4 protein-coding genes and 1 pseudogene are annotated in these 13,902 nt (G+C 62.1%); 3 read left to right on the forward strand and 2 right to left on the reverse strand.

What is annotated here, in order from left to right; genetic code table 11:
- Window positions 1-204: 204 nt before the first annotated feature.
- On the reverse strand, window positions 205-3,981 hold the full coding sequence (locus QEO92_RS19940; protein WP_227704190.1) for a TonB-dependent receptor: 3,777 nt from the start codon (window positions 3,979-3,981) through the stop codon (window positions 205-207).
- A complete protein-coding gene (locus QEO92_RS19945) occupies window positions 3,978-11,462 on the reverse strand; it encodes a DUF11 domain-containing protein (RefSeq protein ID WP_227704191.1) in 7,485 nt (2,494 codons plus the stop codon). Before QEO92_RS19945 ends, QEO92_RS19940 begins: the two co-directional genes overlap by 4 nt.
- A 720-nt stretch (window positions 11,463-12,182) precedes the next feature.
- Between QEO92_RS19945 and QEO92_RS19950 the strand changes: the two are divergent.
- The 3 genes and pseudogenes from QEO92_RS19950 to QEO92_RS19960 form a co-directional block, all read left to right on the forward strand.
- Window positions 12,183-12,299 (forward strand): annotated as a pseudogene (locus tag QEO92_RS19950) (alpha/beta hydrolase); the annotation flags it as partial.
- A gap of 96 nt (window positions 12,300-12,395) precedes the next feature.
- On the forward strand, window positions 12,396-12,845 hold the full coding sequence (locus QEO92_RS19955; RefSeq protein ID WP_037153496.1) for a MarR family winged helix-turn-helix transcriptional regulator: 450 nt from the start codon (window positions 12,396-12,398) through the stop codon (window positions 12,843-12,845).
- Between the two features lie 4 nt (window positions 12,846-12,849).
- On the forward strand, window positions 12,850-13,659 hold the full coding sequence (locus tag QEO92_RS19960) for an NAD-dependent epimerase/dehydratase family protein (RefSeq protein ID WP_037153503.1): 810 nt from the start codon (window positions 12,850-12,852) through the stop codon (window positions 13,657-13,659).
- The last annotated feature ends 243 nt before the right edge of the window (window positions 13,660-13,902 follow it).

Here is a 13,902-nt window from a genome sequence, read left to right on the forward strand (position 1 = left end):
CGATGTGGCACTGGCGCATCAGAACGACCAATGAACGCAGAAGTGGAATCAGCCGATGTATGGACCGTGTCGCGTTCAATAGTGCGAATGATGAGGCACCAGCATGACCGCTGCCTGAGGATCACAGATCAACCAGGCAGGCTTCGCCCGGACGTCTCTGAGGAGACCGTTGGAGCCGTCGCTGCCAGGGACATGTCCCGCGGATCAGAACTTTCCCACGACGTTTAGGAAGACGCCCTCATCGTCAAAGGTAAGATCACGCAGATCGTCGGAGAACCTGCCGAAGTTGTAGCCTACGCCGACCTTGAAGTTGTCTCCCACATGGCGGTAGACCGCTGCGAGCGCCCCAAAGTCGGTCGTCTCAGCTTCGGGCATATGCATGACGCGGCCTTCAACCAACAAATCCCAGCTCTTGATGACGTGAAGATCGGCCCGGACGATGCCAAGATGGGCGGTCGATTTTTGCCACTCCTCCTCAAAACCGGAACCTGAGCCGTTGCTGGTCCGGTAGCGGACCTCGCTCAGGCGAAACCCGTATTTGCCTCCGATGGTAAGCCAGGGCGTCAGGTCGTAATTGACGTCCGCCGAGAGGATATGACTGCGCTGCGCCGGAGCGAACTGGTCGCCCGTGGCGCCGCTGATCAGCTGGTTGTTGCCCGGCAGGTCATAGAGCCAGGTGTATTTGAAAAGGGCGTTGAGACGTTCATTGTCCACCGGCCGATAGGCATATCCGATCGATGCTTCCACGTAGTCGGTATCTGCAAACGACGCATCGGATGACTGGCTGTCGGAAAGAACGGCATCCAGATGGGTGACCAGCCGCCAGTCGGGATTGGTCTTCCAGCCAAGCCCTGCCGCGAAGAGATAGGTATTCTGGTCGCGGGTACCATTGTCGGAACGTTCGATGCGCACTTCCCCTCGCACACGAGCGTTGATGCCCCTCTCCTCGTCCTTGTAGCCGACGGAGAGCGACGGCGCGTACCGCTCGAAGTCTTCATATTGTAGATCGGTATCGGCATTGACCGTCTCGTCGCGCACCTGGCCGATTTCCAGCCCACCGTCCAGGGTCCACATGGCATCCGGTGTGTACATGACGCCATAGGTCTGGGTGAGCGAGTTGCGATTGCCGAACATATCGTAAGTGCTCTCGCTGTAGGCAGAGAGCAGATCATTCATCTTGCGGCGCATGCCGAGAACAACGGTCCCCTTGTCGTCGCCGAACAGGTCATGGGTATTGTGGAGATCGAACGCGCGGTCGGGATCGAGCTTATAGCCTAGGTAGTAGTGACTGTCGGCATTCGGATCATAGGTAAGGCCGGCAAGACCGCCCAGGCCGTTCGTGCCATAAGAGACCTCACCTTCCGCCCCGATCGTGTCGGTAAGCTGAACCTTGGCACCCACGCCGGCCCTGTCGTTGCGGTCGATGTCACCGGAGCGATCAAGGGTCCCTTGTGCGAAGGCATAAATCAGCCGGTCGTCATCTATCCGGTAATCCAGACGCATCCCCGCATCCAGACGTGAACCGTCATAGCCGGATTTGCCGGATGCTATGGCCAAGGGAGACATCAATTCAGTGTAGTCGAGGCCGAGCGACAGCTTCCAATGTTCGTCGAATTTATAGCTGACACTCCCGGTACCGTCGCGGCGCACCTGACCGCGATCGTCGGTCAGATCGTCATAGGTGAACTTGACACCGGTTTTCGGGGTAAGATCGAGATCGGCATGCGCTCCCCAGATACGCTGATCGACGGTCACATCGTCAAAGAGGGTTGAGAAACCGGCCTCTTTCTTCTCGTAATACCCGCCGATCTTGCCTTTAATGCTTGTCCCAAGCTCCTCGAGATCGACCTGACCTTCCACGCGATAGGCCGATCCTTCATCGTCGTTTGGATCGCCATAATAGCTTGTTTCGTCGTTGCCCCAGGTCAGACCGCCATCGCTCGAGTGCGACAGGTCGAAGCCCCGCCCTTTTGAATGGGCGACCTCGGCCTTCAGAAAGGTATTGTCGGAGTGCCGGAGAGTGACATCGGCGCCATAGGCTTTCTGATCCGCCAGTTCGGTACTGTCGTTCATGCCGGTCACGCCGACACGTATCTTGTCGTTTATCCAGTGCTGCGCACGGCCACCATAGACATAGCCGTCGACGTCGCTCACGATGGGTTCGAACTCGTACTGCACGGCCAGATAAAGCTTGCCGCCGCCAAGCGCTCCATTGCGGACCGGTTCGGAAGTCCCGGTCATGGAGGACATCGGCCGACGCAGGATGATGACGCCTTGCATGTAATCGAACGAGTAATCCTCGCCATAGGTAAGCACGCGCCGTTCGAGGACCCGGCCGGTCACCGCATCACGGGTCTCTACGGTTACCGTCTCGGAACCTTCGACAATGTCCTGGCGCTTCAGGAAATAGGCAGAGCCGCCAGTGCCCAGGAACTCCTCGCGCTGCGGCAGCGTGTCAGGTTGGGCGGCATAGGCGGTAATCTCCGTCCGACGCTCGCCGAAGGACGTCGTCTCTTCCGATCGGTGGACGGCGGAGGCCCCATAAAGCGCACGGTCGGAAGGAAGGAACTCGGTGCCGGTAATCTGGGTCTTGTAGTTGCCCCACATCACGTGGCTGTCTCCGCGCTCCAGCCGAACATAGAACTTGCCCTTGGTGGGTGCGTCTTCCGTGAAGGTGGAATCGTCGCCATAGACGGGGTAATAGTCATCGGGATCAAGCCGGCGCAGGATCTGCCTTGGATCCTGGCTGCCGAGATTGCGGAAGAGCTTTTCAAGGTCGTCCTCCCCCGTGTCGGCGGCGGCCGTAAGCAGGTATTTCCCCTTGACCTTGCCCTTGAGATAGAAAGCCAATCTTCCCTTCGAATAAACCTCGTCATATTCACCGGGGCGGACTTCCTCGATATGAGCATCGCCCGTGCGCTTTCCGATCGTGAGATCGGCGAGTGCCACGTAGAACCAATCGTTGTCAGGGATGTTGACATCACGGCTGAAGGACAGCCCACCGGTTTTTGACACGCCTTTGATGGCGACATCAACGGCGTGGTCCCCGGGCGGCAAGATCCGCTGGACCACAAAGGCCTGTTTCGGATCGACGGGGATCTCCTCGCCCAGCACGCGTACCGCATGTCCGGCCGGGACTTGCTTCCCATAGACCGTCACCGCCCCTCCCACAACGGGAATGTTGCGGAAGGCCGTCCGGTCTTCGCCTGTCCCCGGTGCCGTGGCCTTGTCCTGCTTCCGATCGGGAGCAAACCCGCGATCGGTTCTGGCGATGGTCAGCGGTACCGTCTCGTCGTAACGCCCTTTGGCATCGTAGACGCGCAGCACATACGCAAAATCGGCCTCCTTCGCCTCGGGCATGATCCAGGCTGCCTCACCGTTGACCGCAACGGGAATCGTGGCGATTGGCCGATCTTTATCGCGCCCCTTCGTTTCAAAGATGCGGACTTCCGCCCGTTCGATGAAGGCCGGATAGTTGGAGGTTGCAAGAAAGCGGACCTCCTCTCCGGCCCGATATGTCCTTTTCACGGGCACGGTCGAGACATTGAGCAGAGGATCGGTATCGAGCCCATCGAACTTAACCTGAATATCGACCGCGGACAAATCGAGATCCGTCTGCCGCTGCCGGTCCACCGGACGATCGCTCGGCTTTGCTTCGCCAGACGTCAAGCGGCTGGTTTTGGCGGCCGGCCGATCGGTTGCCTCCGGCTCGGCGCTCTTGTCCACTGTTTCCCCATCGACCTCGATCATGAAGGGAATGGCGGGAGCATCCGCAGGTGTTTCGGCTTCCGTATTTTCGCCGATCGCCAGACGGTGCACCGAACTGTCCGCAGAAATTCTGCCGCCCTTTTCGGCCTTCTCCTGCGCTGCCGCCGGCGGCGACATGGCAAGCAGGCCTGCCATCGCGGTGCAGCGGAGGAGGCCGAGCCGGCGGTTCAGGAGCAGCCGGGAAAGATCGATGTTCGTGACAAGAAGCCTCATTGTCCCGCCTCCACGCGCGTCTCGATGTTGAGCGGATAGGCCCGCTTCCGCTGCCGCCATCGGTCGGCAACCAGCTCCTTGATGTGGCGCACGCGCGCCTCGGCGAGTTCGGGCTCAGTGGCCGCATCGATGTAGGAGAGACGGAGCACCGACTGCTCTTGAGCCAGGACGGTTATCAGTTGGTCGATGCCATCCGCCCAGCGCTTGTCGAGTTCGGCCTTTCCTGACACGAAGGCTTCGCCCTTGAGGTCGAGCCGGACCACGCGGCCGATCGAAGCCCCAAAGTTGAGCTCGGTCATCTTGCCGGCCGTCAGGCGTACGACACGCGGGTTTTCCGTCGTCAGGCGGTAGCCGGTCGGCAGGGTTCTGGGATCGAGCTTCATGATGAAGTTCGACCCTATGCGTGTCTCGGGAAGATCCGCGCAGGCGACATGGAAGCGGCCATACTGGTCGGTGGTGATCAACCAGCCCTTGACCGTCGCGATCCTTACGCCGGGGAGTCCCGGCTCGCCCTCGTCCTGATAGCCGTTGCGGTTGGTATCATCGAACACCTTGCCGATGATGTCGCCGCAGTCGAAGACCGGTTCGACGATGATCTCGACGACCGCGCGGGCTTCATTGCCGACCTGATCGCCGCTGGGATCCACGACATGGGCAAGGTTCACATGCTCACCCGGCCCGGCCGTGCTCAGCGCCAGCAGCCTGATCTGAATCTCGACCGTGGATTTGCTGCCGACGGACACGTCGCGGAAGCGGATTTGTCGGCCGACCACTTCAGGCGTCACCTTGGTGCCGTCGACGGTCGCCGAGCCTTCCACATAGCGGAAGCCTGCCGGCATCGTGTCGATGACCGTCAGAGCATCCACCCGCGCGCCCGAGTTGTTGGTGACGCGGATGGTGAACGGTGCCTTTTCACCACGACGGATGAACCTGAGGTTGGCAATCTTCGTAACGGAAATGTCACCTGGAACGGCTGCGGGCGGTGTGACAACGGACGTGGAATTGTCCGAACTGACTTCGCCGTCGGGGGTGCGACCGCTTGCTGTGGCAGAGTTGGCGATGCCATCCGGGATGCCCGCCGCGTTTTCGACATCTCCCTGCGTCAGCGTGTAGACTGCAGTGAAGTCCTGACTTTCGCCGGGAGCCAATGTGACAGGTTCCGGTGTGAACCTGGACAGGGAAGCTCCGGCTGGTCGCCCATTGAAGGTAGGCCCTGCATCTACCGGCCAGACATTGGTGATCGTCTGCCCGCCGTCGTTGGTGACCGTGAAGGTATAGGTCACCGTATCACCAGTGTTCGTATAGCTGTTTCGATCAGTATCGGTGAAGCGGCCGGTCTTCTGCAGTTTCAGGCTGGCAGGCTGAGGCGGCACGACAACGGTGTCGGGCGGGCTCTCCGTCGGCGGGCCGGATGGCGGCGTGCCGGTGCCGGTCGCGGTGTTCTCAACACGGCCCGCGTCGATATCGGCCTGGGTCGGCGTATAGGTCGCCGTAAACGTCGCGCTGCCGCCGGGCGCCAGCGTCTGGGGTCCCGGCGTGACCGATATGCCGGCATTGGCGAGCAGCGGATCGTTGACCGTGACGTTGGTCAGCGTCACGACACCGGTATTGCGGACCAGGAACGAGTAGCTGATCGTCTCGCCGGCATCGAGAAGACCGTCGCCATCGGCATCGTTGAGAGTGCCTGTCTTCTCGATCGTCAGTCCCTGCGTCTGCTCCGGAGGCACGACAACGGTATCCGGCGGGCTTTCGATCGGCGGCCCGGACGGAGGCGTGCCCGTGCCGGTCGCGGTGTTTTCAACACGACCCGCGTCGATGTCGGCCTGGGTCGGCGTATAGGTCGCCGTGAAGGTCGCCGTTCCGCCGGGCGCCAGCGTCTGGGGTCCCGGCGTGACCGATATGCCGGCATTGGCGAGCAGCGGATCGTTGACCGTAACATTGGTCATCGTCACCGCCCCGGTGTTGCGCACCAGGAACGAGTAGCTGATCGTTTCCCCGGCATCGAGAAGGCCGTCGCCATCGGCATCGTTCAGCGTGCCGGTCTTTTCGATCACGAGATCCGATGCCGGATCGGGCGGCACAACGACGGTGTCGGGCGGGCTGTCGATCGGCGGCCCGGAAGGCGGCGTTCCGGTACCGGTCGCGGTGTTCTCGACACGGCCCGCGTCGATGTCGGCCTGGGTCGGCGTATAGGTCGCCGTGAAGGTCGCCGTACCGCCAGGCGCCAGCGTCTGGGGTCCCGGCGTGACCGATATGCCGGCATCGGTGAGCAGCGGATCGTCGACCGTGACATTCGTCATCGTCACGGCACCGCTGTTGGTGACGAGGAAGGAGTAGCTGATCGTCTCTCCGAGATCGATGAACCCGTCGCCATCGACATCATTGAGCGTGCCGGTCTTTTCGATCGTCAGTGCGGGCGTCTGGTCCGGAGGGACCACGACGGTATCCGGTGGGCTCTCCGTCGGCGGGCCGGATGGCGGCGTGCCGGTACCGGTCGCCGTGTTCTCGACCTGGCCCGCATCGATCTCCGCCTGGGTCGGCGTATAGGTGGCAGTAAACGTCACCGTTCCACCAGGCGCCACCGTCTGCGGGCCAGGTGACACCGAGATCCCGGCATTGGCGAGCAGCGGATCGTTGACCGTGACATTCGTCATCGTCACGGCACCCGTATTGGTGACGAGGAACGAGTAGCTGATCGTTTCTCCGGCATCGAGAAGACCGTCACCGTCGGCATCGTTCAGCGTGCCGGTTTTTTCGATCGTCAGTCCGGACGTCTGGTCCGGCGGCACGACAACGGTGTCAGGCGGACTGTCGATCGGTGGCCCGGACGGCGGCGTGCCGGTGCCGGTCGCGGTGTTCTCCACGCGGCCCGCGTCGATATCGGCCTGCGTCGGCGTATAGGTCGCCGTGAAGGTGACACTCCCCCGCGGAGCCAGCGTCTGCGGTCCCGGCGTGACCGAAATCCCGGCATTGGTTAGCAGCGGGTCATCGATGGTGACATTGGTGAGCGTCACGGTGCCGGTATTGCGGGCGAGGAAGGAGTAGCTGATCGTCTCGCCGAGATCGATGAGCCCGTCGCCATCGGCATCATTGAGTCTGCCGGTCTTTTCGATCGTCAATCCGGGCGTCTGGTCCGGAGGCACGACAACGGTGTCAGGCGGGCTCTCCGTCGGCGGGCCGGACGGCGGCGTGCCGGTACCGGTCGCGGTGTTCTCGACCTGGCCCGCGTCGATATCGGCCTGGGTCGGTGTATAGGTCGCGGTAAAGGTCGCCGTTCCGCCGGGCGCCAGCGTCTGCGGACCTGGGGACACGGAAACGCCGGCATTGGTCAGCAGCGGATCATCCACCGTCACGCCTGTCATGGTCACGGTGCCGGTGTTGCGGACCAGGAACGAGTAGCTGATCGTTTCTCCGAGATCGATGAGGCCGTCGCCATCGGCATCGTTCAGCGTGCCGGTCTTCTCGATCGTCAGTCCGGGCGTCTGGTCCGGGGGCACCACGACCGTATCCGGTGGGCTGTCGATCGGCGGGCCGGACGGCGGCGTGCCGGTGCCGGTCGCCGTGTTCTCGACCTGGCCCGCATCGATATCGGCCTGGGTCGGCGTATAGGTCGCGGTAAAGGTAGCGGTTCCGCCGGGCGCCAGCGTCTGCGGACCGGGCGTTACCGAAATCCCGGCATTGGCAAGCAGCGGATCGTCGACGGTCACGCCCGTCATCGTCACCGCCCCGGTATTGCGGACCAGGAACGAGTAGCTGATCGTCTCGCCGAGATCGATGAGGCCGTCGCCATCGGCATCGTTCAGCACACCCGTCTTCTCGATCGTCAGTCCCGGCGTCTGGTCCGGCGGCACCACGACTGTGTCGGGCGGGCTTTCGATCGGCGGACCTGACGGCGGCGTGCCGGTGCCTGTCGCCGTGTTTTCCACCCGCCCCGCATCGATGTCGGCCTGGGTCGGCGTATAAGTCGCAGTGAAGGTGAAGGTCGCCCCCGGTGCCAGCGTCTGCGGCCCCTGATCCAGCGCGATGCCGGCATCGGTGAGCAGCGGATCGTTCACCGTCACATTGGTGAGCGTCACGGCGCCGGTGTTGCGGGCCTGGAACGAGTAGCTGATCGTCTCGCCGAGATCGATGAGCCCGTCACCGTCGAGATCATTCAGCGTGCCGGTCTTGTCGATAACCAGGCCGGTCGACTGATCCGGAGGGACCACGACGGTATCCGGCGGGCTTTCGATCGGCGGCCCGGATGGCGGCGTGCCGGTGCCGGTCGCCGTGTTCTCCACGCGGCCCGCGTCGATATCGGCCTGGGTCGGCGTATAGGTCGCCGTAAACGTCGCCGTTCCGCCGGGCGCCAGCGTCTGGGGTCCCGGCGTGACCGATATGCCGGCATTGGCGAGCAGCGGATCGTCCACCGTCACGCCGGTCAGCGTCACCGAACCGGTGTTGCGCGCCAGGAAGGAGTAGCTGATCGTCTCGCCGAGATCGATGAGCCCGTCACCGTCGGCATCATTGAGCGTACCCGTCTTGTCGATCGTCAGCCCGGGCGTCTGGTCCGGAGGCACGACAACGGTATCCGGCGGGCTGTCGATCGGCGGGCCGGACGGTGGTGTGCCGCTGCCGATCGCGGTGTTCTCCACCTGCCCCGCATCGATGTCGGTCTGGGTCGGTGTATAGGTCGCTGTAAAGGTCGCGGTTCCACCGGGTCCAAGCGTCTGCGGGCCGGGCGTTACCGAAATCCCGGCATTGGCAAGCAGCGGATCGTCCACCGTCACGCCGGTCAGCGTCACCGTACCGGTGTTACGCACCAGGAAGGAGTAGCTGATCGTTTCTCCGAGATCGATGAGCCCGTCGCCATCGGCATCGTTCAGCACGCCGGTCTTCTCGATCGTCAGCCCCGGCGTTTGGTCCGGCGGCACGACGACCGTATCCGGCGGGCTGTCGATCGGCGGGCCGGACGGCGGCGTACCGGTGCCGGTGGCGGTGTTTGACACCTGTCCTGCATCGATGTCGGCCTGTGTCGGCGTATAGGTCGCCGTAAATGTCGCCGTCCCGCCGGGCGCCAAAGTCTGCGGGCCTGGGGACACGGAAACACCGGCATTCGTGAGCAGCGGATCGTCCACCGTGACATCGGTCAGCGTCACATTGCCGGTATTCTCCACGACAAAGCTGTAGCTGATCGTCTCGCCGGCATCGATGAGCCCATCACCGTCGAGGTCGTTGAGCGTGCCGGTCTTCTCGATCGTCAGTGCCGGAGCCGCAGCGGTGTCCGTGTCCGTTGCCGAATTGTTGCTCGTATCGGGGTCAGGCACGCTCGAGGGATTGGCTACCGTAGCGGCGTTCACCAGATCGCCGGTGAAGTCCGCTGGCACCGTCAAGGTCAATTCGAAGGTGACGGAGCTGCCTGCGGGCAGGCTCACCTTGACGTCGCTAATGGCGCCTGTGCCGCTCGCCGTCCCACAGACACCGCCATTCGTTGCGCCGCCGCAAGTCCAGCTCGCCCCGGTGATACCGGCGGGCAGCGGATCGTTTACCGACGCGTTCTGAACGCCGAACGGACCGCTGTTCGAGACCACCATCGTGTAGGTGACGTTGGTGCCCGGCGTATAGGTGTTGCTGCCGTCGGTCTTGGTGATCTGCGTGTCGGCGGGAAGACTTACAGCCGTGACAGGGCATTTGGCACCGTCGCCGGCACCCGATGGCGCATCCGAAATGAGTGTCGCCACGCCTGTTGCAAGGTCGAACTGATAGAACCCACCGCTATTGTAACGGCCAAAGATACCGTTCGAGGCGCTGATCAACGATCCGAACGCGTCCACGGAAAGACCCGACTGCCCGATGGCAGTTACCGCTCCCGTCGTCGGATTGATCGAATAGAAGATGCCCGAAGTGCTATCATGCGTATAGATGAGCCCGTTGTGCCAGGCCAGGTCCGCGTTCGAGATCGTGCGGTTGAGCGGAATGCTGGTAGCCGTCCGGGTGGTCAGGTCCACGCGCCACATCACGTTGGAGGCGGAGTTCTCCTTCACATAGTAGTAGCCGTCCGGGCCCACAACACCCGAGGCTACCTGCCCCGAACCGTTATTGATGCCGCCGCCGACGATGGGACCCTGGTCGCTGACGGAACCGTTGCTGCCGATCCGCAACAGGCGGTATCTGCTCGTGGTGCTGTCCCAGCGCGTCGCGTAAATATAGTTGCTGACAACGTCGTAGCCCATCGCATTGTAGCCGGGGCTGTTCACTGCGCCGATTCCGGGAAAGGTGAACGGATTGGTGCTGGTATCGGCCCGATGAAGCCGCGTGGGCGCATTGATTCCGAAATACATCGTCGAATCGCACACGAAGTTCGGCTGGGTGCCGAACGTGACCGAGGTGCTGCCTGGCGGGTTGATGCCGACGGCCGACGTGATGTTCGATGCGTCGTTGGTATAGGTTCCGGCGGAACTGGACGTTACCGGCACGGTCGCCGTGCACGAAGCCATGCCGGCGGTGAGATTTCCCGAGACGTCTATGGTCGATCCACCGACGGCTGCCGTCACGACACCCGATGGGCAGGTCGTGCTGATCTCATCGGATGCCACCCTCAGGCCGACCGGAAGAGCATCCGTGAACGACCACCCGGTCTTTGCCCCCAACTCGCTGGTGTTGGTGATCGTGAATGTCAGGGTCGACACGCCCCCGACGGCCACGCTGGTCGGGCCGAACTCCTTGTCGAGCTGCGGCGTTGCATCGAGGACGCTGACATTGTCGAACGCGTGGTCGTTACCGGTCCCGCTGCCGTTGTTGTTGACCATGCGGATGCCGAAGGAGGCGCCGCTGATCAGCACCGCCCCGTTAGACGTGTAGGTTCCCGTGGTAATCGTGGAAGCCGGCGCGCCGCCGAGCGCTGGCGGCGTCTGTGTCGTTCCACTTGAGCAGCCGTTGATCTGCGTGCCTGCCGGCGTAGCGTTGCCTGCTTCGTTCACGAGTGAGAATTGCAGCAGCGGCGGAGATACCTGGCAATTGACGGCCGCGACATCGACACTGAAGGTCAAGAAACGATTGCTTGTGGGGAATGCTATATTCGTTGCCGTCTGGAACTCTACAAGTCCGGCGCCAGGATTGCCTGCGGTCATGGCCGAAACCGCAAAATTGCCCTGTGCGGTGGCCTGCGTCTGGCCTGCATGAAGTCCAAGCGCCCAGGAAAGGCGCTGAACCGTGTTCCAGGTCGCTGTATTCGTGCATTCCGTGGCACCGGCTGGGCCGGCAGCAGTTGTCGACTGGTTGGCGGAGGCGATCCAGCCATTGCAGTTCGTCAGCCATTTCGGATCGGCCGTGTAGGTCTGGCCGGAAGTGCTGGTGTAGGTGTTCAGCTTGACGATCGGGGTGGGGCCGGGCCGGTTCTGGAAGTTATCCGCATAGATCGCAACGGGAGCCTGCGGAACGCCGGGCGTTCCCGGATCTGCCGATGCATCGAACGGAAGCGCGACGCTGCCGAGCAGGGCCAATGCCGGAAAACCGAAAGCCGAAAGCTTCGTTGATAGCGACGGCGACGCGCCGGCTCGCGATCCCGCGCCCGAAAACCGGTCTTTTCGATTGTGTTTTTTTGCATCCGCAACATGCCTCGAGCGTGTACGTCGATCATCAGATGCGATCTCTGCTATGCTGCACGAATGACGCGCGATATCGCGCAGCGAAATTGGCTTCCGCATGCAAAGTCCCCTCGTCGAATTAAGCTATCCTCAACCAGGGGTCCCGATATCGCTCGCGGCTATAAAGTTAGGTCCGCCAAGTGCCGCGATTGATTCCCCAGAACGGATAGCGCCGCATCGATAGGGGTGCATAGGCCGGAGTGATTTGTCTTTCAGGAAACCAATATCTTTTGCAGAATCTTCCGATATGGATGAAAAAAATCTCCGCTGCCCTCCCTTTAGTTGCCAACGCGTTAAGCGCCGCAAGCCGTTTCTCCCGGAACGGAACAGGGAAGGAGCGACCTAACAGTTGCCAAATGCCACGCCTTGGAGATCGGCTGTAAGGGCGTCGGCGCGACCACCGCGTTTCCTTCCTCCAGCGTCACTGATCATCCGGCAACTTTCGCTTCCGTTACGGCAACAAGCGCTGAAGAGAGGATAAAGTCGAAACGGGCGTTCGCACATTCTTGCTGCCGACCGCTCAGTTGCAGCCGCCGGCCTTGGCGCCGTAAAGCCTTTTGCATCCGCCCGTTCGATAAGCGCGACTTGCCGCGAGGCCATGTTCATCTGCTCGATACAGGCCATTTCGCGCTGGAGACGCACGCGGGCGAGATCGCGGCGATCATGCGCACCTTCCTAACCGAGCATCTCTAGAACGCCGCGCCCCAGGCTGGGACCCACCCGCTCTTGACATTCGTTCGCTACCTTGCAATTATTGTATGGTAGCGAACGAAATGGCGAGACTTTCACATGCGGGATCAGGCGAACACCGAGCACCTCTCCGTGGGAGCGTGGACGAAGCGGTGCTACTTCGCGGGCCGCGCCCTTATGGACGCAACCTTGCGGCCCTACGATCTGGGATCCACGCAATGGTACGTTCTCTGGCATCTCGCGAACCACGGCCCGTCCGTTCAGCGCGACCTCGGACGCGCCCTCGAACTCGAACGGGCGACCTTGAGCGGCATCATCGCGACCCTCGTCCGCAAAGACCTGGTCGAGCAGACCTCGATCGGAGAAGATCAGCGCCAGCGTCTGCTGACGTTGACAGCCGCAGGTAAGGCGCTGTGGCGCAAACTTCCCGATCTTTCTTTCATTCACGAAGCTGCTTTCGGCGGCATCGATGAGGCCGAGCTGGCCACGACCATCCGTGTCCTGCGATCGGCGACCGAACGACTGCAGAACCTGTTGCGAAAGGATTGAGCAGATGACCGTACTGATAACCGGAGCCACTGGGCTCGTTGGCGAACGACTTCTTCCGCGGCTGGTGGAAGCCGGGTTTGCCTGCCGTGCCTTGCTCCGGGCGGGCAAAGCCTGCCCTGATGGCATAGAGGCCATGACGGGCGATATTCTCGACCCTTCGACCCTCCCGAACGCCGTGCATGGCGTTTCCGCCATCGTGCACCTTGCCGCGGTGTTTCGCACGCAGGACACCGATCTCATCTGGAAAAGCAACCTCGATGGGACACGCAACCTGATTGCCGCCGCGAAGGCTCATGCTCCCGACGCGCGGTTCATCCTGTCGAGCACCAGCCATGTCTACAACAACGACAATCCCCATCCGGGACGAGAAGACGATCCGGTCGATCCACAGCACGCCTATCCGGCGAGCAAGGTGGCCGCAGAGAAGGAACTGCGCGAAAGCGGTTTGAACTGGTCCATCGTCCGGTTTCCATTCGTGTATGGCGACGGCGACGGACATCTCGAATCTCTTCCCAAATACGTCGGCACCTGGCATCCGGCGCAACGAATGAGCACGATTCACCATCGTGACATCGCCAAGGCGATCAAGCTTGCACTGAACGGTACATTCGATCGCCGTATCGTGAACGTTGCGGACGAGGCGCCCTCGTCCATCTACGAGCTCGCGGGTCTGCTGGGTAACCGGTTGGAATCAAGGTTCGAGTCTCTCCCAAATCCGTGGTATCTGCATGTTGACACGTCTCTCGCCCGCAGCCTGGGTTTTCGACCCAGCGTCCGAACCGTTTATCAGGCCCAGCAAGAGGGTTTGATGTGACAAGTATCGCAGGATCGCGGCCCAACTCCGAGCCGATCATTTCGGCCTTCGGCGGTGTCTGGTCTGGCTCCGCGATGGACGTAATGGGCCCCCCGGACCTTATCAATCGGTCGTCTGCCGCCCCCTGGCACCAGCCCACGGCCTAGGTTAGGCAGCCACGGGCGAGATCGCGGCCGTCGGTGGTTCATGACCGTTTCGTCGACCAAAAGGTCGCAAGCTTTGACATGCGCGGATCGCATGCAT

Source organism: Neorhizobium petrolearium (assembly GCF_029854435.1).
GTDB lineage: Bacteria > Pseudomonadota > Alphaproteobacteria > Rhizobiales > Rhizobiaceae > Neorhizobium > Neorhizobium petrolearium.